This is a genomic window from Sciscionella marina DSM 45152, from assembly GCF_000379465.1.
Classification (GTDB): Bacteria; Actinomycetota; Actinomycetes; order Mycobacteriales; family Pseudonocardiaceae; genus Sciscionella; species Sciscionella marina.
In genome coordinates this window covers 759,980-781,700 of record NZ_KB905381.1, presented here as the reverse complement: position 1 = coordinate 781,700, position 21,721 = coordinate 759,980, and the positions used below count along the sequence as shown (strand labels likewise).

Below are 21,721 nucleotides of genomic sequence, written 5' to 3'. Positions count from 1 at the left end.
GTCCTTCGCGTCCGGAACGACTACGTAGTTCGGGCGTTTCCGGCTACGTAGGCGCAGTAGGGTTCCGGGCATGACCGCAGCGGCGCCGCATTCGCTTGTCGGCAGACACGAGGAAATCGAGCACCTCCGCGCGCTGCTCGATTCCGCCGCCGACGGTGCGGGCGGCGTGCTCGTGCTGCACGGTGAACCGGGCATCGGCAAGAGCGCACTGCTCGAGCAGGCGGCTCGGGCGGCAGGCGAGAAATTCCGGATCATCCGCGCTTCCGGGGCGGAATTCGAGGGCGAGCTGCCGTTCGCGGCGCTGCATCAGCTGTGTGTGCCGGTGCTCGCGCACCTGGACGCGGTGTCGGACCCGTACCGCGACGCACTGCTCGTCGCGTTCGGCTTGGCCGACGGCGCACCGGACAAGTTCCGGGTCGGCCTTGCCGCCCTGGCGCTGCTCGCGGAGGCCGCGGCGCAGCGACCGCTGGTGTGCCTTGTCGATGACGCGCACTGGATGGACACCGCCTCGGCGACAGCGCTGACTTTCCTGACCAGACGCATCGCGGCCGAGCCGATCGCGATGATCTTCGCGGCCCGCGAACAGGACGGCGCTGCGTGGCTCGACGAGCTGCCCGGACTGACCGTCGGCGGCCTGAGCCCGGAGCACGCCCGTGCGCTGCTCGCCGAGGAACGCACCGGGACGATGGACGAGCGGGTGCGCGATCGCCTGCTCGCCGAGGCACGCGGAAACCCGCTCGCGCTCATCGAGTTGCCCAAAGCCGGGGGTTTCGCGCTGCCGACGCCGTCACCGGTCGCCGGGCGGATCGAGCGGAGCTTCCAGACCAGGATGGCGGGACTGCCCGGGGACGCACGACTGTTGCTGATCCTCGCGAGCGCCGATCCGACCGGCGACTCCGGTCTGCTCTGGGCCGCCGCGCGAGGACTGGACATCGATGTCGCCTCGGCGAGCGCCGCCGCCGAGGCCTCCGGGCTCGCGCGGTTCGACATCCGCGTGCGGTTCTGTCACCCGCTGGCGCGCGCGGCCGCCTACCGCAGCGCCGAGCCGGAACTACAACGCGCCGCGCACCGGGCGCTCGCCGAGGTCACCGATCCGGTCACCGCGGGCGACCGGCTGGCCTGGCACCACGCCCAGGCCAGCACCGGTCCGGACGAGCGGGTCGCCGCGGAGCTGGAGTCCTCGGCCTCGCGTGCGCAGGCGCGTGGTGGTGTCGCCGCGGCCGCCGCGTTCCTCGAACGCGCCGCAGCACTGTCACTCGACCGGCACGAGAAGATCGAGCGCACACTCGCGGCCGCGCGGGCGACCCTGGACACCGGCCGGGCACACGCCGCGGCGGACCTGCTCGCCAGCATCGACACCGAGATCCTGGACAACCCCGAGCACGCCCGGGTCGAGCTGCTCCGCGGACAGATCGCGTTCGCCGAAGGCGCGGACGGATTCGTCCGCGGACCCGAACTCATCCTGCGGGCGGCGAACCGGATCGCGGACGAGGACCCGGACCGCTCGCGGGCCTGTTTCGTGACGGCACTGGAGATGGGGCTCGTGGTCGGCAGGGCGGCGGGCGTGCTGGACCGGGTGCTCGACGCGGCCCGCTCGGCCCCACGGCCATCCTCGCGCATCCCCGACCTGCTCGACGCGCTGGTGCTGCTGAACACCGAGGGACACCGCGCCGGTGTGCCCGCGCTGCGCCGGGCGCTCACCGGCGATGGGGCGGGCTGGATTCAGGCACCTGCCTTGGCCACCGTGCTCGCCGGTGAACTGTGGGATCCCGAGCTGCATGGAACCGTCGTCGACTGGCTGGAGCGCACCGGCCGGGAAACGGGGGCACCGATGACGATCCGGCTCGGCCTGTCCCAGGTGGCGTTGTCCGCGGTGTTCAGCGGCGAACTCGGCAAGGCGATCGCCGCGATCGCCGAGGAGGAAGCGATCGCCGATGCCCTCGGGGACGAACCACAGCTGTACCCGAGGGTGCATCTGGCCGCCATGCGCGGCCGCCGAGCGGAAGTGCACGAGCTGTTCACCGAGGTGATGGGCCGGCGCACCGGTCCGTTGACCGCGAACATCCACTGGGCCACGGCCGTGTTGGGCAACGGCATGGGCGACTACCGGGCCGCGTTCGAGGCTGCGACGACGGCCGTGGCCAGTGGCGATCTCTTCCTGACCGGTATCGCGCTGCCCGAACTGGTGGAGGCCGCGGTGCGCTGTGGCGAGCGCGCGGCAGCGGAATCGGCACTGGAGTCCCTCCTCGAACGCACCGAATCCGCGGGAACCAGCTTCGCCCTCGGCGTCGCGGCAGGGGCGCGGGCACAGATCAACGACACCGAACAGGACTACCTGGCGGCACTCGAACACCTGACACCGAGCCCGTTCACCCCGTACCTCGCACGGGCGCACCTGCGGTACGGGGAATGGTTACGCCGCGCGGACCGCCGTCGGGAAGCCCGCGAGCAGCTGCGCATCGCGCACGAACAGCTCTCCGGGATCGGGATGGAAGCGTTCGCGAAACGGACCGCGGACGAGATCCGCGCGACCGGAGAGGTAGCTCGCAGCCGCTCCGAACACACCTTCGACCGCCTGACCATGCAGGAGATGCACGTCGCACGCCGAGTCGCGGCCGGAGCGACCTCGAAAGAAGTCGCCGAAACCCTGTTCCTCAGCCCCCGCACCGTCGAAACCCACCTGCGCAACATCTTCCGCAAACTCGGTATCACCTCCCGCAGGCAACTGCGGGACACGCCCGGTCTCGGCTGAGAGTGGATCCGATGACTCTCGTCCGTCGTGGGCAGGTGCGAGCGTGGGTGCCGATGTCCCGCAGGACACCGGCACCCGAGGCACAGGGCTCAGCCCATCGTCTTCTGCCCGTCGATGGTCTCCCGGATGATGTCCGCGTGCCCCGAGTGCTGCGCGGTCTCGGCCAGGATGTGCAGCAGCGTGGTGCGTGCCGACTGTTCACCGGGCTCGTTCCAGGGAGCCTTGGGCAGCTGGTGAGCGAGCTCCAGATCCGGCAGCGCGCGCACGACCTGCTCGGTGCGCTCCGCGACCCGCTCGTACTCGGCGAGGATCCCGTCCAGGGTCTCCCCCGCGAGCAGCCGGAACCCGTCCGCGAACTCCTGCATCTGCGGTGAGTCGAAGCCCTGGAAGTCGTCCTCCGGGGAGGAGCCCTCCTGGATGAACCGCGCCCACGTGTCCTCCACCGCCGTGACGTGCTTGATCAGCCCGCCGACGCAGCATTCGCTGGCGGTGGGGGTGAGCTTGGCCTGTTCATCGGTGAGTTCGCGCGCGGTGTGGCGCAGGAAGCCCCGCTGCTTGGCGAGCTCGGCGAGCAGCGCGGTCTTCTCGGTCTCCTGGTGTTCGATCGTGGTCATCTCGGTCCTGCCTCTCTCTGCGAATCGGTTGGCTCCGACACTAGAAGGCACAGCGGCCAGTTTTTGACCGCTTTGCCGACTAATCTGGAAACATGGCGAACACCAGCTCACGGACGCTCCGGCTGCTGTCCCTGCTGCAGACGCACCGCTTCTGGCCGGGCACCGAACTCGCCGCGCGGCTCGGGGTCTCGCCGCGCACCCTGCGCCGCGATGTGGACCGGCTGCGCGAGCTCGGTTACCCGGTCGAGGCCTCCCGCGGGGTGGACGGCGGATACCAGCTCGCGCCCGGTGCGGTGCTGCCGCCGCTGGTGGTGGACGACGAGGAGGCGGTGGCCATCGCGGTCGCGCTGCAGGACGCCGCGGTGTCCGGGGGACTCACCGGGATCGCCGAGTCGAGCGTGCGCGCGCTGAGCAAGGTGATCCAGGTGCTGCCCGGGCGGCTGCGGCGCCGGGTGGACGCGCTGCGCACGATGACCGTGTCCACCAGCCTCGGATCGGTGGCAGCGGCCGTGGACACCGATGCGCTGACCACGCTCGCCCAGGCCTGCCGGGACACCGAACGGGTGCGGTTCGAGTACACCGCGCCCAACCGGGAGCCGGGCACCCGCAGCGTCGAACCGTACCGGCTGGTCTCCATCGACCATCGCTGGTATCTGGTCGGCTACGACCTGGACCGGGGCGACTGGCGCAGCTTCCGGATCGACCGGCTCACCGGGCCACGGCGCACCGGGGCCCGGTTCCGGCAGCGCGAACTGCCTGCCGGGGACGCGGCGGAGTTCGTGCGCGCGGGCCTGCGCAAGCGGCCTGGCACCTACGCGGTCCACGCCACCGTGTCCGCGCCGCGGGAGTCGGTGCAGTCCAGGATCGGCCGCTGGTGGGAGGTCGGCCCGGACGACTCGGGCGATCCCGGCCGGTGCACGGTGCACATGGAAAGCGACTGGCTCGACTGGCCCGCGATGGCACTCGGCACGCTCGGGGCGGAGTTCGAGGTACACTCCCCCGCCGAGCTGCGCGAGCTGCTGCGGGACTGGGGCGAGCGGTTCACCCGGGCCGGTACCCGTCCGGGCGGCTGAGCAACACCCCTTCCCCGCCGGTGCAGCCGGGCAGCCTGCGCCGGAACCCGGCGAGCTCGGCGACCGGGATCGTGCCGGTCACCCGGGTGATCCCGGCCGCGACCCCGGTGTCCTCGATGATCCCGTCCGCCTTCGCGAGCGCGGCGAGTGTCCGGCTCGCCGCCGCCTCCGGGAACTCGAGCTCGAAACGGTGCACCGGCCGGTACACCACGAGACCGGCCTGTTCGATCGCCTCCCCGAACAGTTTCCTGGTCAGCGCGCGGAAATCCCCCGCGGTGCTCACCGGGCTCGCGTACCCGGCCGCGGTCAGCGTGATCCGGCAGTCGGTGATCCGCAGTTCCGCGGCCGCCTCGTGCACCGTTTCCTCGATCGCGGTGTAGAAGGCACGCGGCAACAGGCCGCGCTGCACGCCGATCCGGTAATCGACGCCCGTTCCGGGTTCCACCTCGAGTCCGATGGTCGCCCAGTACTCGTTGCGTTCCCGGGAGTCGATGCTGCGCCGCGCGCTCCCGGTCCCGCGTGGGCGGTGCACGAGTACCGGGGTGACCGGGGCGAACCACGCCCGGACACCGAACTCCTCGCGCAGCCGCGCTTCGAGCACCTCCTGCTGCACCTCGCCGTGGATGCGCACCGAACCGCTCCCCCGGTCGAACCCGATCAGCGGGTCCGCGTCGGCCAGTTCGGTGAGCGCGGCGAACAACCGTGACCGCGCGCCCGCGCGCACCGGAGTCACCACACTCTCCAGCGGGGGCGGGGGAAAAGCGGGCTGGGCATCCAGACCGGCCGCGCTGCCGAGCTGATCGCCGACCCTGGCTTCACCGAGTCCGCGCACCCAGCCGATCGCGCCCGCGCCGAGCACCCCGGCCGGTTCGGTCCCGCGCGGGCTGATCCGGCGCAGCCCGGTGATCCGCGCCTTGTGCTCGCCGATCCCCTGCCCGGTACGCCGGTACACGGTGACCATCGCGCGTTCGGCGAATTCCCCGGCATGGACCCGCACGAGCGCCTCGCGGGGCTTGCCCTCGATCTGGAACACCGTGGCGCGCGGTGGTTCCGCGCCCGGTTCCGGGACCGGGATCAGCTCGCGGATCGCGGTGACCAGTCCGGGGATCCCGGCACCGCTCGTCGCCGAACCGAACAGCACCGGGTGCGCCTGCGCCCGCGCGGTCTGCTCCCGCAGCGCACGCGCGAACCGGTCCCGGTCGGGCACGCCCGCCAGGTAGTCGGCGAGCACCCTGTCGTCCCGTTCGGCGAGCACTTCGAGGCTGCGCTCCTCCTCCGGCCCGGTGACCGCGGTCGCGGTGAGCCGGGCGCGCACGGCGGTGAGCAGTTCGGTGGCCGAGTACGGCGAGCTGTCCATCTTGTTCACGAACAGCAGCGTCGGCACCCGCATCCGGTGCAGCGCGCGCAGCAGGATCGTGGTCTGCGCCTGCACGCCCGAGGTCCCGGAGACCACGAGCACCGCGCCGTCCAGCACCCGCAGCGCGCGCTCCACCTCCGCGATGAAATCCGGGTGCCCGGGGGTGTCGAGGATGGTGATCGCGCACCCGCCCGCTTCGAAGGCGGCGACGCCCGCGCGGATGGTGATGCCGCGGGCGCGTTCCAGTTCGGAGGAATCGGTGCGGGTGGTGCCTTCGTCCACGCTGCCGAGCCGCCGGGTCGCGCCCGCATCGAAGAGCAGGCGCTCGGTCAGGCTGGTCTTACCGGCGTCGACATGCGCGAGAATACCGATATTGATCGTTTCCACGGGAATGCGTTCCCATCGTCGGGGCGGCCTTGGTCACGAGGACTTCGGACGCCCGGCGCATGCGGAAACTCCCTCGAACAGAAACGATCAGTACGGCAACCAGCCTAGCACCGTTCGGGTTCCGGCCAATCCCAACCGAGCTGGGCGAACATGCCGAGGCGGTCGGAGACCGCGCGGATCTCGGTGACCCGCCCGCCGGTGACAGTGAAGATCCAGATCTGCTCCACGTCGAAGCGCCGTCCGGTCGGCTCCGGCATACGCGGATGCGGGCCGGTGTGCCGACCGGAGACGCGCAGCCGCGCCACCACCCGGTCCCCCTCGGCGATCAGCTCCTCCGCGCGGAACGCGGTCTCGGTCAGCGCATCGAGCTGACGGCGGAACCCCTCGAAGGCCGCGCCGGGCTCCTCCGGCTCCCCGAAGATGATCTTGTTGTGATCGCGCACATCCGCGGCGAGGAAGTCCCCCAATGCCGCGATCCGGCGTTCGTCCAGCGCGGCGATCAGTCCGCGCACCACGTTCTTGTGTTCCTCGGCGGTCATGCCCGGCAGCTTACTCTTACACTGTAAGAATGAGTCGTTCCCAGGGCGAGCGGGCCGGACTGAGCAGGGTGGGGATCCTCGACGCGGCGCTGCGGATCGTGGACGAGCAGGGGCTGTCCGCCCTGACCATGCGCAGGCTCGCCACCGCGCTCGGGGTGGAGGCGATGACCCTCTACCACCACGTGCCGGGCAAGGACGCGCTGCTCGACGGCCTCGTGGAACGCGTGTGCGCCCCGCTGGCCGAGTCGGTTCCCCGGCGCGCACCCGCCGAGTGGGCGCGGGCGCTGCGGGAGTACGCCTGCGCACTGCGCGCCGCCCTGCTCGCCCATCCCGCGCTGATCGGGCTCATCGCCGAGCGTCCGGCGAGCACCCCCGCGCTGCTGCGCGCCGTCGAGCAGGGGCTCGGGTTGCTGCGTGCCGCGGGTTTTCCGCTCGGGCGGGCACTGCACCTGCTGAACGCGCTGACCTCGTTCGTGCTCGGGCACACCCGCAGCGAGGTGGCCACCGCGGAGCTGACCGGACCCGGTTCCCGTACCCGGCTGGCCGAGCTCGACGAGGCGGAGTTCCCCTTGCTGGTGACCGCGGCACGCACCGGGGACGGGACCGCGGACGAGGAACGGTTCACGCTCGCGGTCGAGGCCATGCTCACCGGGTTCGCCGGGTGACCGAGCCCAGCACGGCACCCGCGGTGACGGCGAGGCACAGCCAGGCGAACCAGTCACCGAGCGCGGTGTACGGCGTGGCGCCCGGTCCTTCGGGAACCTCGGTGACCACCCGGCGCAACGCCCCCGCCCCGCCGGTCACGGTATCGGTGCGCACCCGTCCGTAGCCGTCCGCGGCGAGCAGCCTGCTCGCCCGCCCGGACCAGGCGATCGCGAACCCGTTCTCCACTCCGCGCAGTACCCCGTTCCTGCTGTGCTGCCAACCGTTCTCACCCTCGTCGGAAGCGGGAACCGCGAGCAGCCGCGCACCCGCGCCCGCGTATTTCCCGCTCGGATTCGGGTGGTCGAGGTCGGCACAGATCGCCACCCCGGTCCTGCTGGCAGGCACGAAGGTCAGCGAGTGACCGGGCGCGCCGACCGCGTCGTGCTGTTTGCGGTAATCACGCGTGGTGCCGTCCGGGGCGACCACGACCGCCAGCTGATAGGTCGGGTTCTTGTGCGCGAGGCCGACCACGACGCTCACCCCCTTGGCGCGCGCCACCCCGGCAAGCGGTCCGGTCAGCGCACCGCGGTTCGCCTCGGTCGAGCCGAAGGCCCCTTCGGGGAGCACCGCGGTGCGCACCCCGGCGGGGAGTGCGGCGATCTCGGCGGTGTAGTCCCGGATCAGCGCACGCCCCTCGGCACTGGCCACATCGATCCCCCAGCCCGCGTGGTTGTGCACGATGAGGGCGATCCGCTGCCGTTGACCGTCCGGCTTGGCGAACGGCCCCGTCCCGGAGAGCCGCAGTGCCCCGAAGCCGAGCACCAGCCCGAAAACGAGCACCGCCACGACCCCGGTGCGCAGCCGCGCACCTTTGGCGACCCCGGGAGCGCACAGCGCCGCGAGCGCGGCGGAGGCGAACACGACCAGGAAATCCGTCCCCCAGGCGCCGGTCACCGAGGCGATCTGCAGCAGTACCGGGGAGCCAGCCTGGGTGGTGGCGAGCGTGCCGACGATCCCGAACGGGTTCAGCGAGATGAGATACACCGCGCCGGTCCAGAGCGCAGGCGCGGCGAACGCGGCGAACATCGCCTTGCCGCGCAGCACGAGCGCGCGGAACACCAGCACCGCGAGCGCGAAGGTCACCGCGAACGAGGCGCTGATCAACAGGCCCATCGGCAGCGGAACATCGTAGGAGCGGGTGTAGAAGCCCCAGCTGTTCGTGCTGCCGATCATCGAGGCGAGAAAGGCGATCCCGAACACCGGAACGGCCCGTTCGGCGGGCGCGAGCAACAGCACCGGAAGCGGAGCGAGCCAGGTCAGTGCGGCGATGGGCGCGAAACCGGTGCCCAGGTACCAGAGCAGCGCGGAGGCGGCCAGCGCGGCGAGGGCCAGCACGATTCGGCGAGCGCGGAAATCCATGCCCCCGATCCTTCGCGGCCCGCGTCCGCGCCGAAACGGGGAACGCCCCCGGTTTCTCCCTGCGGATATCCCTAGGTGGGGGCCTTCACCCTTACCGATTCAACGACCACGGTAGGCGTGCGCGGTGATCGACGCGGACAATGAGCACGCTACGTTCTTCCTCATCGAGTCGAACGAAAACACGGTAATCGCCCCTTCGTGCGCTGCGATAATCCGCGAGCTCATTGCGCAACGGTTTAGTGAGTCTTGCCGGGTTGTCTGCCAGTTGCCCGGTGATGAACTCGACGATAGCTATGGCGATTCTGTCCGGAAGCCTGCGTAAGTCCCGGTGGGCAGCGCTACTGACAACAACGTGCCATGCTGCACCGGTCACGCCGGAGGCAACCCATACTCGGCACGCAATTCGTCACCACTCGCGACCTCGCCATTGGCATATTCACGCTCCGCGTCAGCAATAGAATCGTGAACCCCGGGCTGCGACAGCCAATACAGTGTTTCGTGTAGCGACGCGAGGTCATCCGCGGACATCATCACCGCAGCAGGACGACCATGCCTCGTGATCGTGATGATCTCGTGCGTCTGCTCGGCCTCGTCGACCAAGCCGGCCAGCTTGTCCTTGGCTTCGGTGAATGGAACAGTCCGCATGAGTCCACTAGCCAGATTTATGGCCATCCACTAGCCGGTTTTCTGGCCAGTCGAACTAGGTGCGCCTCACAGCTTCTGCATCGGAACCCCACCGATCAGCATGAGCTTGATCGTGGAGCCGCCGCCGAAGTCGATCGTGGCGGTCGCGTGCGGGCCCGATCCGGCCGTGGCGACGACGGTGCCGAGCCCGTACTTGTCGTGGTTGACCCGGTCGCCGACGTCGAGCTTGAGCGGGGGCAGTTTGCTCGCCGCCGCCTGTTTCGGGGACTCGCGCCGTCCGAAGCCGAGCCCGCCGCCACGCGAACCGCCGCCCCAGGTGGTCGCCGAGGACGGGCCGGAGCGTTCGGGTTCGCTGCGCCGCCAGTCGAGCAGTTCGGCGGGAATCTCGTCGAGGAACCGGGATGCGGGGTTGCTCACCGGCTGTCCCCACGCCGAGCGCACGAGGGCCCGGGATACGTAGAGCCGCTGGCGGGCGCGGGTGATCCCGACATAGGCGAGCCGCCGTTCCTCGGCGAGCTCGACCGGATCGGACAGCGCGCGCAGGTGCGGGAAGGAACCGTCCTCCATACCGGACAGGAACACCACGGGGAACTCCAGGCCCTTCGCGGTGTGCAGGGTCATCAGGGTGACCACGCCCTCGCCGGAGTCGGGCACCTGGTCGGTGTCCGCGACCAGCGAGACCCGTTCGAGGAAGGCGGGCAGCGAGCCCTGCTCATCCTCGGGCAGTTCCTCGGTGAACTCCCGGGCCACGGTGATCAGCTCGTTGATGTTCTCCAGCCGGGTCGCGTCCTGCGGATCGTCGGAGTCCTCGAGCTCGGCGCGGTACCCGGTGCGCGCGCAGACCGCCTCGGCGATCTCGGCGACCTCGGCCCCCTCCTCGACGAGCTCGGCCAGCCCGTCCCACAGCTCGACGAACCCGGTGATCGCGCGCACCGAGCGGGTGTTCAGCAGCGGGACCTTGCCCTCCACCGCGGCACGCAGGGCCGCGGCGAACGAGATCCGCTGCTGCTCGGCGTAGCTCGCCACGCAGGATTCGGCGCGTTCCCCGATCCCCCGCTTGGGCACGTTGAGGATCCGCCGCAGCGAGACGGTGTCCTCCGGGTTCGCCAGCACCCGCAGATAGGCGAGCACATCGCGCACCTCGCGCCGTTCGTAGAAGCGGACCCCGCCGACGACCCGGTACGGCAACCCGAGGCGGATGAAAATTTCCTCGAACACCCGGGAGGCGGCGTTGGTGCGGTAGAACACCGCGACGTCCCCGTAGGTCGCCGCGCCCTCGTCGTGCAGCTTGTCGATCTCCCCGGCGACGAACGCGGCCTCGTCGTGGTCGTTGTCGGCGACATAGCCCACGATCGGCTCGCCCTCGCCGAGATCGGTCCACAGCCGCTTGTCCCTGCGCCCCGCGTTGCGCGCGATCACCGAGTTCGCCGCGGACAGGATGGTCTGCGTCGAGCGATAGTTCTGCTCGAGCATGATCGTGCGCGCGTCCGGATAGTCCCGCTCGAACTCGGTGATGTTGCGGATCGTGGCACCGCGGAAGGCGTAGATGGACTGGTCCGCGTCACCGACGACGCACAGTTCGGCCGGTTCCACCCCGGACTCGGTGGTCTCGGTGCCGACCAGCTCGCGCACCAGCACGTACTGGGCGTGGTTGGTGTCCTGGTACTCGTCCACGAGCACGTGCCGGAATCGCCGCCGGTAGTGCTCGGCAACCGCAGGATAGGTCTGCAGGATCTGCACGGTGCGCATGATCAGGTCGTCGAAGTCGAGCGCGTTCGCCTCGATCAGCCGCCGCGCGTACTCCTCGTACACCTCGGCGACCCGGCGCTCCAGATCGTTGCCCGCGCGGGACTTGGCCTCCTCCGGCCCGAGCAGCTCGTTCTTCAGGTTGGACACCTTCGCCGCGAGCATCCGCGCCGGATAGCGCTTCGCGTCGATCTCCAGATCCCGCGCGACCAGGGTGATCAGCCTGCGCGAGTCGTCCGCGTCGTAGATGGAGAAGTTCGAGTTGAACCGGCCTGCCTCACCCGTCTCGGCCAGCATCGCCGACAGGGTCTTCGCCTCGTAGCGCAGCAGCCGCACGCACATCGAGTGGAACGTGGAGACCCACATGACCTTGGCCCGGGACCCGACGAGCTCGGTGACCCGTTCCTTCATCTCCGCGGCGGCCTTGTTGGTGAACGTGATCGCCAGGATCTGGCCGGGCTGCACCCCCCGTTCCCCGAGTAGATAGGCGATCCTGCGGGTGAGCACCCGCGTCTTGCCCGAGCCCGCGCCCGCGACCACGAGCAACGGGCCACCGCTGTGCGCGACCGCGTCCGCCTGGGCGTGATTGAGCCCGGAGAGCAGGTCGTCCTCGCTGCCCGGCTGTTCGGACACCACCTCGAACAAGGTACTCATCGCCTGCCCTCCTCGCGGAGGTTCGGCGCGACGCGGAGATACAGTGTCGATGATTCACTCGCAAGCTCGCTCATTGTGGAGTCACGGTACTCGCCATGCCCGACATGGCGGCGAAGGCCGGACCGTGGCAAGATGAAGGGCGTGCGAGTACATGCTTACGTATTTTTCTACGGGAACCGGACTCCGGCTCCCGTGAATCGTTAGCACCGCACGCGACCACGAAGCCCCGGAGTCGGCCGACCCGGGGTTTTTTCAGGTCCGGGCGAGTCGGCACCGCACGAAACGCTAGGGAGCAACGCAGTGACCACGAACCCGGACGAAACCGCGGCGCACGACAACCCCCCGGCCGCCGCCGAGGAAGTCGACCAGTTGCGCCAGGAGATCGACTGGCTCGACGCCGAGATACTCCGCCTGGTCAAACGCAGGACCGAGGTGTCCAAGAAGGTCGGCGCCGCACGCATGGCGGCCGGCGGAACGCGGATCGTGGTGAACCGCGAGATGAAGGTGCTCGACCGGTTCCGCGAGCTCGGTCCGGAGGGCCGCCAGCTCGCCATCACCCTGCTGAATCTCGGCCGCGGCCGGCTGGGCCACCGCTGAGGCCGACTCCCTGAGTCCGCTGGCGACCGGATGACCCCGGCCGCCGGGAAAATCAGGGATGTCACCGATGCGCGTTCGTAGCCGACTTCGTGGACACTGGACATATGGAATGGATCTTCGGTCTCGTGGCGTTCATCGCGGCCCTCGGCGGCCTGGTCGCCGCACTCGGCCACGGCGGCTACGTCTACATGCTCGGCTCGGTGGCCAAGAAGAAGGGCGCCGGCGGTGAGCCGATCGCGAAGTTCGCCCGCGGCAGGTACGGCATCGCCGCGGCGGGAGTCGGCGCGGGCATCATCGGATTGCTGTTCACCCTCGGCGACAGCTTCGGCGTCGACCTCGTCGGGCTGCTCATCGGGCTGGGCACCATCGGCGCTTCCACCAAGGCACTGCAGACGTCCAAGGAAGGGCTCCGGCTGGGCGGGCGCACACGGTAGCGACACACCTACGGTGCCGCGCCACATCGTTGCCGGGTCAACTATCCTGAGGCGATGGTTCCCGAGTCGGACGTCAGCAGGGTGCTCGTGGTCGCCGCGCATCCCGACGACGTCGACTTCGGCGCTGCGGGCACGGTAGCCCGCTGGACCTCGACCGGCTCCGAGGTGGCGTACTGCATCTGCACCAGCGGCGACGCGGTCGGAATCAGCGGGCTCGGGCGCGAACAGGTCGGCCAGGCCCGCCGCAGGGAGCAACTCGCCGCGGCGGGCGAGGTCGGGGTGGCCGACGTGACCTTTCTCGGTTATCCGGACGGCCGGGTGGAGCCGAGCCTCGCGCTGCGCCGCGACATCACCAGGGTGATCCGCAAGCTGCGCCCCGAACGCGTACTCACCTGGTCGCCGGAGATCAACTGGCAGCATTTCGTGACCGCGCACCCGGACCACCGGGCGGTCGGCGAGGCGACCATCGCCGCGGTCTACCCGGACGCGCGCAACCCGTACGCGCATCCCGAGTTGCTCGCGGAGGAAAGCCTCCGCCCCTGGGTGGTCCCGGAGCTGTGGATCGCCGACCCGCCTGCGCACCTCCGCACCCAAGCGGTGGATGTGACTGACACTTTCGGGGCAAAATTGGCCGCTTTACGGGCGCACCGCTCGCAGACCGGCCACCTCGACTCACTCGAGAGCTCACTGCGCGGGTACCTTGAACAGACCGCACAACGACATGGGTTGCCCGCCGGGCGGCTCGCGGAGGCGTTCCAAGTGGTGCAAACGGGTTAATCTGATGGACCCAGGCGTCACCGGGCGGGAAGGAAACGGTCTCCCCACCATGGACGGTGGAACGGACATCATCGGTCAGACAGGCGACGAGCACGGTCGGCACAGCAGGGCCGCCGACCGTGCCGATACCAGTGCGTGGACACCCGCCGTCGACCGCCCCGCCGAGACCCCCGCCAACTACGGAAGACACGCCGCGCAGAACGTCCCCGCCCAGCGCGGACCGGGCACCCCGATGCGCGGCGAGGATTACCTGCCGAACCTGCGGCCGAGCAAGCACGAGGCCGGGCCCGAACCGGTTCCGGTACTCGAACCGGTGGAGTACGACCGCCCGCCGGAGGTGGATCCGCTCGCCGATACCGACTCGTTCGGCCTGCGCAAGTTCAACCTCGGCAGCGTGCCCGCCTCGGTGACCCCGCCGCGCACCTGGCGCAAGGCCGCCTGGTTCTCGGTCGCCGCCTCCGGTGCCGCGCTGACCGCGCTCGTGGCCGTGGCCAGCGCTTTCGTCGGCAAGGGCGAGCGGACCACGATCGACGCGCTGCCCGGGCTGCCGAGCGCCCCGCTGTCCACCGAGCAGCAGCCCGACCAGGGCACCGGCAAGCACACGCTGCGCGAGACCGCGCGGACCACCGAACGCACCGGGCCGGACCGGCGCACCACCACGATGGTGGACGCCAACCACGACGGGGTGTTCGACTCCTCGGTGGTCAACGGGCCCGTCGCGGCAGGCAACCCGGTCTCCTCGGCGAACCCGGACAGCGCGAGCAACGGCTCCGGATCGAGCAGTGGGTCCACGAACTCGAGTTCCTCCACGATCACCGCCAAGCCGCTGCCGCCACCTCAGGAGAACACCGAGGTGGAGATGGCGCAGCCGGAGATGTGGAAGGCGGCCGCCGGGGACACCACCGACCCGAAACAATCCAACAGGGTGACCCAGTCCTTCTACGAGACGGTGGCCGACAATCCGAGCGGGGCGCTGAGTTCCTACGCCGCCGACTCGATGAGCAGTGCGCAGCGCAAGGCGATCAAGCAGCGGTACGCCGATGTCCGGTACATCCGGGTCTCCTACCGCTATGTCGATCCGAACGCGCACACCACGACGAACACCATGAAGCTCTACTACAAGGACGGCACGGTCCGCGTCGTACGGCACACCCTGACCTTCACCACGGGCGATCATCCCAAGATCATTTCCGAATCCTGATCACGAAGGGGCTGACGATCGCGACCGCGGGTGAACCAATAACCTAGAGTCGTGACGAATACCGAGACGGGTGGCACAGCAGCGTCGCTCGCGAAGCCGACGGGCGTCATGACCGAGCTCGCGGGGTCACCATTGAGCACAGCAGCGTCGCTCGCGAAGCCGGTGGGCGTCAGCGAGGAGGATTCGTGACCGAGCTCGCGAGGTCACCGATAAACACAGCAGCGTCGCTCGCGAAGCCGACGAGCGTCAGCGAGGAGGATTCGTGAGCGGTCAGGGCACGCTCATCGCCGGCCGGTACCGGCTCGAACGCAAGATCGGCAGCGGCGCCATGGGGGTCGTGTGGGAGTCGCTCGATGAGCGGCTGAACCGCACCGTCGCGGTGAAGCAGCTGTTGCTGCAGCCCGCGCTCGAGCCGAACGAGCGGGACGAGGCCGTGGAGCGCACGCTGCGCGAGGGCCGGATCGCCGCGCGCCTGCACCATCCGAACGCGATCTCGGTGTTCGATGTCGTGGACAACGACGGGGTGCCCTGCCTCGTCATGGAGTATCTGCCCTCGCGCAGCCTGGACGACGTCATCCGGGAGCGCGGCTCCATCTCCCCCGGCGATGTGGCCACCATCGGCGCCCAGGTCGCCGCCGCGCTGGCCGCCGCGCACGATGCCGGAATCGTGCACCGCGACATCAAGCCGGGCAATGTGCTGCTCGGCAGGGGCGGCCAGGTCAAGATCACCGACTTCGGCATCTCCCGGGCCACCGACGACATCACCGTCACCAAGACCGGGCTGATCGCGGGAACCCCCGCCTATCTGGCCCCCGAGGTCGCGGTGGGCCGGGAACCACTTCCGCCCTCGGATGTGTTCTCCCTCGGTTCCACGCTGTATGCCGCGGTCGAGGGCGAGCCGCCGTTCGGGCTCTCCGACAACACGCTTTCCCTGTTGCACGTGGTCGCGCGCGGGCAGATCAACCCGCCGCGCCAGGCGGGCCCGCTCACCGAGGTGCTCGAGGCCCTGCTGCGCGCCGATCCGGATTCCCGGCCGACCGCGCGGGAGGCCTCCGGCATGCTGCGCGCGGTCTCCCAGGGCCAGGCCCCGGACGTTCCGCCGGACCCGAACGGGGGCACGACCGCGGTGATGGCCGGCCAGAACCCGGCGACCCGCGCGATGACCTCCGCCCTCCCGGCGCAGGGCACCCAGGTCCGCCCGGCCGCCGAGGAGGAGCAGGTCGGCCCGCCGCCGCGCAAATCGCGCAAGGGTCTGTGGCTGAGCCTGCTCGGCCTGATCGTGCTCGCCGCGATCGTGCTCGGGCTCTGGGCCGGGGGTGTGTTCAACGCGGGCGACAAGAAGCCGCAGCTACCTGCACCGTCCGCCCCGTCGAACACGGTCGAGCTGCCGACGACGACACCCGAGGACACCACGGTGGAGAACACCACGCCGCAGGAGCCGACGCGGACCCGCGAGCACCGGGAGACGGTCGCGCCGACCACCACCCGGGAACGGCAGACCACGACCACCGAGGCACCCACGACCACCGAGGCACCGACCACCACGCCGAACCAGACGCTGCTACCCGGCGGGGGCGGCGACAACAACGGCGGCGGAGGCGGCGCCCAGGGCGGCCCCGTTCCCGGCGGGCACAATCGCGGCGGGAACAGCCAGTAGGCGTGGCTACTCAGGGAGTGCTGATCGCCGGTCGGTACCGGCTCGGCGAGCGGATCGGGAGCGGCGCGATGGGCGTCGTGTGGCAGGCGACCGATGAGCGGTTGCAGCGCACCGTCGCGCTCAAACACGTGTACATCTCGCCGGGGCTGTCCGCCGACGACCGGGAGACCGCCAACGCGCGAGTACTCCGGGAGGGCCGGATCGCCGCGCGGCTGCACCATCACTGCGCGATCACCGTGCACGATGTCGTCGAACACGAGGGCGATCCCTGGCTGGTGCAGGAGTACCTGCCCTCGCGCAGCCTCGCCCAGTGGCTCGCGGAGAGCGGCCCACTGGACGCGCGGGACGCGGCGACCGCGGGGGCAAGTGTGGCCAGCGCGCTCGCCGTCGCGCACGCGGCCGGAGTGGTGCACCGGGACGTGAAACCGGCCAACATCCTGCTCGGCGACGACGGTTCGGTGAAGATCACCGACTTCGGCATCTCCCGGGCGAGCGGGGATGTCACGCTCACCTCCACCGGGCTGATCGCGGGCACCCCCGCCTACCTGTCGCCCGAGATGGCGCGCGGACAGACCCCGGCGCCGCCCTCCGATGTGTTCTCCCTCGGCTCCACGCTGTACGCGGCCGTCGAGGGGCGGGCACCGTTCGGTTCCGGTGGTTCGGAGAACCCGATCGCGCTGCTGCACACCGTCGCGGCCGCCGAGTTCGAACCGCCGCGCAACGCGGGCCTGCTCACCGCGCTGATCATGCGCCTGATGCGGGCCGACCCCGCGGAACGCCCGACGATGTCCCAGGTCGTCGACGCGCTCAACGAGATACGCCAGGGCCATACCGTGTCCGCCGAGGCACTCGAGCCCCCGCCGCTGTCACCGGAACCGAGCACCCCGCCGTCCGGGCAGCCGACCCAGCGCATCCAGCCGATGCCACAACGCCCCGCCGCGCCGCAGCCGACCACCCAGCAGGCAGGCACCCAGCCGCCGAGCCCCCAGCAACCGAGCACTCCGCCGCGCAGCGTTCCGCAGCAGAGTGCCGTCCCACAGCAGAGCGCCGTCCCGCAGCCGACCCGCCAGCACCTGCCCGCCGTGGCCACGCGCAGGCCCGGTTCCGGGCTCGACACGCGCACCGTGGTGCTCTCGGTGCTCGCGGTGCTGGTGGCGATCGCCGTCGGGATCGGTGTCTCCAGCCTGCTCATGCAGCTCGCCGGTTGACGCTGGGCCGGACATCCTCGGCACGTGCCCGGACGCGTCAGTTCCCGATCCCGGCGTCCGCCTCGCCCGCGACCTTGTGCAGTGCCCGCAACATCTCCTGCACGGCGGGCCGGTCGGCGACGGCATCGCGCACCACGGCGTAGATGGAGCGCACCGGCGCGGGCCTGCGCACGTGCCGTACGACGATTCCGTTGTGCACGGCGCCGAGCGCGATCTCCGGAACGAGGGTGACACCGAGCCCGGCTGCGACGAATCCTTGCGCGGTAGGGAAATCGTCACCCTCGACGACGAAGTTCGGGGTGAACCCGGCCGCGGTACAGGCTTTCATCATGATCTGGCGGCACAGCCCGTGCGGCGCCTCGGTGTCCACCCAGGGTTCCTCGGCGAGCGCGGCGAGGTCGAGGATGTCCCGGTCGGCGAGCGGATGATCCTTGGGCAGCACCGCCCGGTACGGATCGTCGAGCAGGTGCACCGGGGTGAATCCGGGCTGGGCGCTCGCGAAGTCCTCGTGCAGCACGACGATCTCGATATCGGCCGGATCATCGGCGGCCCCGCGCACGACATAGGCGGGCTCGTTGAGCTTGAGGTCCACCCGGACATCGGTGATGTGCCTGCGGAATTCGGCGACGGCCGGTGGGACGAGGGTGGCACCGGCGGTGGTGAAGTAGGTCATCCGCAGCGGCCCGAAGTGTCCCTCGCGCAGATCGATGAGCGCACGCTCGGCCTCGACCAGTTTGGCCATGATCTCCTCGGCGTATCCGGCGAGCAGGGTTCCCGCCGGGGTGGGGCGCACCCCGCGCCCGTCCTTCTCCAGCAGTTCGGCACCGGCCTCCCGGGTCAGGGCGGCGATCTGCTGGCTCACCGCGGACGGGGTGTAGCCCAGATTGACCGCGGCGGCGCTGATCGAACCACTGGTGAGCACCGAGGAGAGCACGCGTAACCGGCGAACGTCGAGCATACGGTGATCTTACAGTCTGACTTAAGCGTCATGAAGCAGATTTCGATTGTGCTAACGAATAACCGGCCGGATCATCGGTGCGGGAAGGAGATGTCGATGACTCGGTCGCACGGACTGCGCAGCCTCGCGCGGATGGGTTTGCTCGCTTGTCTCTTCGGGTCCAGTTTCCTCTGGATCAAGCTGGCGCTCGGTGGTTTCGAGCCGCTGCAGCTGGTGTTCGGGCGGCTGGTGCTCGGCGCGCTCGTGCTGTTCGCGATCGTCAAGGCGACCGGGAAGCGGCTGCCTCGCACGCCGGGGATGTGGCTGCGCATCCTGGTGCCCGCCGTGGTGGGGAACGCGATCCCGTTCTGCATGTTCGCCTTCGGGGAGCGCACGGTCGATTCCGGGCTCGCCGGGGTGCTGAACGCGACCACCCCGCTGTGGGCGCTGCTGATCGGGTTCCTGCTGGGCAGCGAACGCCTCTCGAACATCACCAAGACGATCGGGCTGCTGCTCGGTTTCGGCGGGGTGCTGGTGATCTTCGCGCCCTGGCAGGCGAGCGGGATCGCCTCCTGGGGAGCCGCGGCCTGCCTGCTCGCCGCGGCGAGTTACGCGGTCAGCTACACCTACATCGCCCGGGTGCTCAGTGGAAAGATCGCGCCGACGGTGCTCGCAACCGGTCAGCTCGGCATGGCCGCGGTGCTCATCGCGGTGACCCTGCCGATCGGCGGCGAGCTGAAGGTGCACCTGTCCCTTGGGCCCTCGATCGCGCTGGCCGTGCTCGGTATCGCGGGCACCGGGCTGGCCTTCTGGCTGAACAACGTGATCCTCGTGGAGGAGGGCGCGGTCGCCGTGGCCAGTGTCGGCTACCTGCTGCCCATCGTGTCGGTGCTGCTCGGCGCCATCGCGCTCGGCGAGCCATTGAACTGGCGGGTGGTCATCGGCATGGTGATCGTGCTCGCCGGGATCCTGCTCACCCGGCTCGACCAGCTGCTGCCCGGCCGGGCACTCACACGAGGCGCCGGTCGGTCGCCCAGCGGGACAGCTCGTACCGGTTCGACAGCTGAGTCTTGCGCAGCACGCTCGACACATGCGTCTCCACGGTCTTGACGGAGATGAACAGCTCCGAAGCGATCTCCTTGTAGGCGTACCCGCGGGCGAGCAGCCGGAGCACATCGCGCTCCCTCGGGGTGAGCAGGTCCAGCTCCGGATCGGAGATCGGGGCCGCGCCCGGCCGGTCGGCGAACGCGTCGAGCACGAATCCGGCCAGCCGCGGGGAGAACACCGCGTCCCCGTCCGCGACCCGCTTGATGGCGCCGACCAGATCGCTCGAGGAGATCGTCTTGGTGACATAGCCCCGCGCGCCCGCCCGGATCACGGCGATCACATCCTCGGCGGCGTCCGAGACCGAGAGCGCGAGGAACACGACGTCCGGCTGCTCGGTGTGCACCCGGCGCAGTACCTCGGCCCCGCCCCCATCGGGCATGTGCACATCGAGCAGCACCACCGCGGGTGCGAGCTTGGCGATCCCGGCGACCGCCTCGGCCACCGAACCGGCCTCCCCGATGATCTCGACCTCGCCACCGGAGATCGACTCGAGCTCGGCGCGCACCCCGGCGCGGAACAGCGCGTGGTCGTCGACCAGGAATACCCGCACAGCGTCAGTCATGCACCGTACTGTACCGCCCGGCGTGCGGCGCCCGGGGAAATTCACCTCCCCGCGACGACGGCGCGCGGCATGCGCAACTGCACCTCGGTGCCCTCGCCGAGACCGGTGCGAATGCGCACCTCACCCCCATTGCGCGCCATCCGGCCCTTGATGGAGTCGGCGACCCCGTGCCGGTCCTCGCTCACCGCGTCCGGATCGAAACCGGCACCACGGTCGCGCACGAACAGGGCCACTGCATCGTCCTCCACCTCCGCGTACAGGCTCACCTGGCGCACCCCGGCGTGTTTGGCGGCGTTGACCATGGCTTCCCTGGTCGCCTGCACCGCGGCCCGCAACCGGTCGTCGAGCTCGCAGTCCCCGACCGCGACCTGTTCGACCTCGATCGCAAAGGTGTCCTCGACCTCGCTGACCGCCTGCTCGAGCGCGGCGCCCAACGTGTCCGGCTCGGCGCCCTCGGCGGCACCCGGTTCGGTCGGCACCGATTTGCGCCCGTAACCGTCCGGCCCGTAGAGCCAGGTGCGCAGTTGCCGCTCCTGTCCCCTGGCCAGCCGGGCCACCTCGCGCGGGGACTCCGACTGCTTCTGGATGAGCGCGAGCGTCTGCAGCACCGAATCGTGCAGATGCGCGGCGATCTCGGCGCGTTCCTCGGTGCGAATACGGGCCCGGCGTTCCTCGCCCAGTTCCCGGACCATGCGCAGCCACCACGGCAGAGTCAGCACCGCAACCCCGAGCAGCGCCACGACCACGGCGAGCACGACGAACTGCGTCAGCCCGAGGCTGCGCCCGTTGATCAGCACGAGCACCAGTCCGCCGAGCACCAGCAGGGTGCCGAACGCGACCCGTAGGGCCCCGCTCGTCCCGCCCTTGCCGACGACCCCGCTCGCCCACCGTTTGCGCTGCGCGGCATCCGCCTCACGCCAGACGACGGCGGCACCGGCGAGCACGATGATCAGTGGCGCGCCGTATCTGCTCACCGCGGGACCGGCGAAGTTGCTCAGCGCGAAGGCCAGCGCGCAGGCGAGCACGAGCAGCGCGATCGCCTGCTGGCGGCCGCGCCCGGAGTCCTCGTGCACCGGGGCGTCCTGGCTCTCCTGGCGCACGAACAGCCACAGCATCGCGTAGGCGGCGATCCCCGCTCCGCCGAGCGCGACCAGGACCGCGAACACCGCGCGCACCCACAGCACGCGCACCCCGAGGTGCTCGGCGATCCCACCGGCGACCCCGCCGACGATGCGCCCGGTGCGGTGCCGGTACAGCTTCGGCGGGCCGGTGTTCTCCTCCTCCTCGCGGCGCGCCGGTGGCGGCACACGCAGGTCATCGGCTCCCGGACTCACGATCGCATCGTCCCACGTGATCGACGGGTGTTTCATCGGGGAATAACCCGGAGCCGCGATTTCAGGGGCGTCCCCG

At 70.3% G+C, this 21,721-nt stretch carries 21 protein-coding genes; 11 read left to right on the top strand and 10 right to left on the bottom strand.

Annotated elements, in window-relative coordinates:
• Positions 1-70 precede the first annotated feature (70 nt).
• Positions 71-2,752, top strand: coding sequence for a helix-turn-helix transcriptional regulator (locus tag A37U_RS0109625; protein ID WP_020496424.1), 2,682 nt, complete (start codon positions 71-73; stop codon positions 2,750-2,752).
• A gap of 89 nt (positions 2,753-2,841) precedes the next feature.
• Here the strand turns inward: A37U_RS0109625 and A37U_RS0109620 are convergent, their stop codons facing one another.
• A complete protein-coding gene (locus A37U_RS0109620; RefSeq protein ID WP_020496423.1) occupies positions 2,842-3,366 on the bottom strand; it encodes a DinB family protein in 525 nt (174 codons plus the stop codon).
• Between the two features lie 92 nt (positions 3,367-3,458).
• Between A37U_RS0109620 and A37U_RS0109615 the strand changes: the two genes are divergently transcribed.
• A complete protein-coding gene (locus tag A37U_RS0109615) occupies positions 3,459-4,439 on the top strand; it encodes a helix-turn-helix transcriptional regulator (RefSeq protein WP_020496422.1) in 981 nt (326 codons plus the stop codon).
• Here the strand turns inward: A37U_RS0109615 and A37U_RS0109610 are convergent.
• Together A37U_RS0109610 and A37U_RS0109605 are read right to left on the bottom strand one after the other, a co-directional pair.
• A complete protein-coding gene (locus A37U_RS0109610; protein WP_020496421.1) occupies positions 4,408-6,183 on the bottom strand; it encodes an elongation factor G in 1,776 nt (591 codons plus the stop codon). The two genes, A37U_RS0109615 and A37U_RS0109610, sit on opposite strands and share 32 nt — an antisense overlap.
• 104 nt (positions 6,184-6,287) lie before the next feature.
• The gene (locus A37U_RS0109605) at positions 6,288-6,722 is read right to left on the bottom strand and encodes an ester cyclase (RefSeq protein ID WP_020496420.1); all 435 of its coding nucleotides are present in this window, start codon (positions 6,720-6,722) and stop codon (positions 6,288-6,290) included.
• Between the two features lie 29 nt (positions 6,723-6,751).
• Between A37U_RS0109605 and A37U_RS0109600 the strand changes: the two genes are divergently transcribed.
• Positions 6,752-7,387 (top strand): TetR/AcrR family transcriptional regulator C-terminal domain-containing protein, encoded by a 636-nt coding sequence (locus A37U_RS0109600; RefSeq protein ID WP_026197041.1) that lies wholly within the window; start codon positions 6,752-6,754, stop codon positions 7,385-7,387.
• Here A37U_RS0109600 and A37U_RS0109595 read toward each other — a convergent pair.
• From A37U_RS0109595 to pcrA, 4 genes are all read right to left on the bottom strand, one after another.
• The gene (locus A37U_RS0109595) at positions 7,368-8,786 is read right to left on the bottom strand and encodes a nitrilase-related carbon-nitrogen hydrolase (protein ID WP_020496418.1); all 1,419 of its coding nucleotides are present in this window, start codon (positions 8,784-8,786) and stop codon (positions 7,368-7,370) included. The two genes, A37U_RS0109600 and A37U_RS0109595, sit on opposite strands and share 20 nt — an antisense overlap.
• 91 nt (positions 8,787-8,877) lie before the next feature.
• On the bottom strand, positions 8,878-9,159 hold the full coding sequence (locus A37U_RS54820; RefSeq protein WP_086010777.1) for a type II toxin-antitoxin system RelE family toxin: 282 nt from the start codon (positions 9,157-9,159) through the stop codon (positions 8,878-8,880).
• Positions 9,156-9,431 (bottom strand): type II toxin-antitoxin system Phd/YefM family antitoxin, encoded by a 276-nt coding sequence (locus tag A37U_RS0109585; RefSeq protein WP_020496416.1) that lies wholly within the window; start codon positions 9,429-9,431, stop codon positions 9,156-9,158. The genes A37U_RS54820 and A37U_RS0109585 overlap by 4 nt, the downstream gene beginning before the upstream one ends.
• Before the next feature lie 66 nt (positions 9,432-9,497).
• Positions 9,498-11,831, bottom strand: coding sequence for a DNA helicase PcrA (gene pcrA / locus A37U_RS0109580; protein ID WP_020496415.1), 2,334 nt, complete (start codon positions 11,829-11,831; stop codon positions 9,498-9,500).
• A 300-nt stretch (positions 11,832-12,131) separates the two neighbouring features.
• On the opposite strand from pcrA, the gene A37U_RS0109575 reads away from it, so the two are divergent.
• The 7 genes from A37U_RS0109575 (at position 12,132) to A37U_RS42970 (ending at position 17,705) form a co-directional block, all read left to right on the top strand.
• A complete protein-coding gene (locus A37U_RS0109575) occupies positions 12,132-12,428 on the top strand; it encodes a chorismate mutase (RefSeq protein WP_020496414.1) in 297 nt (98 codons plus the stop codon).
• A gap of 104 nt (positions 12,429-12,532) precedes the next feature.
• On the top strand, positions 12,533-12,862 hold the full coding sequence (locus A37U_RS0109570) for a hypothetical protein (protein ID WP_020496413.1): 330 nt from the start codon (positions 12,533-12,535) through the stop codon (positions 12,860-12,862).
• Positions 12,863-12,916: 54 nt separating this feature from the next.
• Positions 12,917-13,639 (top strand): PIG-L deacetylase family protein, encoded by a 723-nt coding sequence (locus tag A37U_RS0109565; RefSeq protein WP_020496412.1) that lies wholly within the window; start codon positions 12,917-12,919, stop codon positions 13,637-13,639.
• A 49-nt stretch (positions 13,640-13,688) separates the two neighbouring features.
• Entirely contained in the window at positions 13,689-14,840 is a 1,152-nt protein-coding gene (locus tag A37U_RS0109560; RefSeq protein WP_020496411.1) for a hypothetical protein, read from the top strand.
• Positions 14,841-14,891: 51 nt separating this feature from the next.
• On the top strand, positions 14,892-15,029 hold the full coding sequence (locus tag A37U_RS51370; protein ID WP_157182708.1) for a hypothetical protein: 138 nt from the start codon (positions 14,892-14,894) through the stop codon (positions 15,027-15,029).
• Positions 15,030-15,102: 73 nt separating this feature from the next.
• Positions 15,103-16,497: a serine/threonine-protein kinase gene (locus A37U_RS0109555; RefSeq protein WP_020496410.1), complete on the top strand. Its 1,395-nt coding sequence runs from the start codon at positions 15,103-15,105 to the stop codon at positions 16,495-16,497.
• Positions 16,498-16,499: 2 nt separating this feature from the next.
• Positions 16,500-17,705 carry a serine/threonine-protein kinase gene (locus A37U_RS42970; protein WP_157182707.1) on the top strand — a complete coding sequence of 402 codons (1,206 nt, stop codon included), beginning with the start codon at positions 16,500-16,502 and terminating at the stop codon, positions 17,703-17,705.
• 37 nt (positions 17,706-17,742) lie between these two features.
• On the opposite strand, the gene A37U_RS0109545 is transcribed toward A37U_RS42970, so the two are convergent.
• Entirely contained in the window at positions 17,743-18,663 is a 921-nt protein-coding gene (locus A37U_RS0109545) for a LysR family transcriptional regulator (RefSeq protein WP_020496408.1), read from the bottom strand.
• Between the two features lie 96 nt (positions 18,664-18,759).
• On the opposite strand from A37U_RS0109545, the gene A37U_RS42965 reads away from it, so the two are divergent.
• Complete coding sequence (locus A37U_RS42965) at positions 18,760-19,752, top strand: EamA family transporter (RefSeq protein WP_020496407.1); 993 nt, start codon at positions 18,760-18,762, stop codon at positions 19,750-19,752.
• Here the strand turns inward: A37U_RS42965 and A37U_RS0109535 are convergent.
• Complete coding sequence (locus tag A37U_RS0109535) at positions 19,652-20,311, bottom strand: response regulator (protein ID WP_026197039.1); 660 nt, start codon at positions 20,309-20,311, stop codon at positions 19,652-19,654. The genes A37U_RS42965 and A37U_RS0109535 overlap by 101 nt on opposite strands.
• A 41-nt stretch (positions 20,312-20,352) precedes the next feature.
• Positions 20,353-21,645, bottom strand: coding sequence for an ATP-binding protein (locus A37U_RS0109530; protein ID WP_420806226.1), 1,293 nt, complete (start codon positions 21,643-21,645; stop codon positions 20,353-20,355).
• Positions 21,646-21,721: the final 76 nt, after the last annotated feature.

Bases quoted from the DNA above. Each gene is read 5' to 3' on its own strand.
- A37U_RS0109570 (WP_020496413.1), top strand. From the start codon at position 12,533: ATGGAATGGATCTTCGGTCTCGTGGCGTTCATCGCGGCCCTCGGCGGC.
- A37U_RS0109595 (WP_020496418.1), bottom strand. From the start codon at position 8,786: ATGGATTTCCGCGCTCGCCGAATCGTGCTGGCCCTCGCCGCGCTGGCC.
- pcrA (WP_020496415.1), bottom strand. From the start codon at position 11,831: ATGAGTACCTTGTTCGAGGTGGTGTCCGAACAGCCGGGCAGCGAGGAC.
- A37U_RS0109600 (WP_026197041.1), top strand. From the start codon at position 6,752: ATGAGTCGTTCCCAGGGCGAGCGGGCCGGACTGAGCAGGGTGGGGATC.
- A37U_RS0109585 (WP_020496416.1), bottom strand. From the start codon at position 9,431: ATGCGGACTGTTCCATTCACCGAAGCCAAGGACAAGCTGGCCGGCTTG.
- A37U_RS0109620 (WP_020496423.1), bottom strand. From the start codon at position 3,366: ATGACCACGATCGAACACCAGGAGACCGAGAAGACCGCGCTGCTCGCC.
- A37U_RS0109625 (WP_020496424.1), top strand. From the start codon at position 71: ATGACCGCAGCGGCGCCGCATTCGCTTGTCGGCAGACACGAGGAAATC.
- A37U_RS0109615 (WP_020496422.1), top strand. From the start codon at position 3,459: ATGGCGAACACCAGCTCACGGACGCTCCGGCTGCTGTCCCTGCTGCAG.
- A37U_RS0109605 (WP_020496420.1), bottom strand. From the start codon at position 6,722: ATGACCGCCGAGGAACACAAGAACGTGGTGCGCGGACTGATCGCCGCG.
- A37U_RS0109545 (WP_020496408.1), bottom strand. From the start codon at position 18,663: ATGCTCGACGTTCGCCGGTTACGCGTGCTCTCCTCGGTGCTCACCAGT.
- A37U_RS0109535 (WP_026197039.1), bottom strand. From the start codon at position 20,311: ATGACTGACGCTGTGCGGGTATTCCTGGTCGACGACCACGCGCTGTTC.
- A37U_RS0109560 (WP_020496411.1), top strand. From the start codon at position 13,689: ATGGACGGTGGAACGGACATCATCGGTCAGACAGGCGACGAGCACGGT.
- A37U_RS42965 (WP_020496407.1), top strand. From the start codon at position 18,760: ATGACTCGGTCGCACGGACTGCGCAGCCTCGCGCGGATGGGTTTGCTC.
- A37U_RS0109565 (WP_020496412.1), top strand. From the start codon at position 12,917: ATGGTTCCCGAGTCGGACGTCAGCAGGGTGCTCGTGGTCGCCGCGCAT.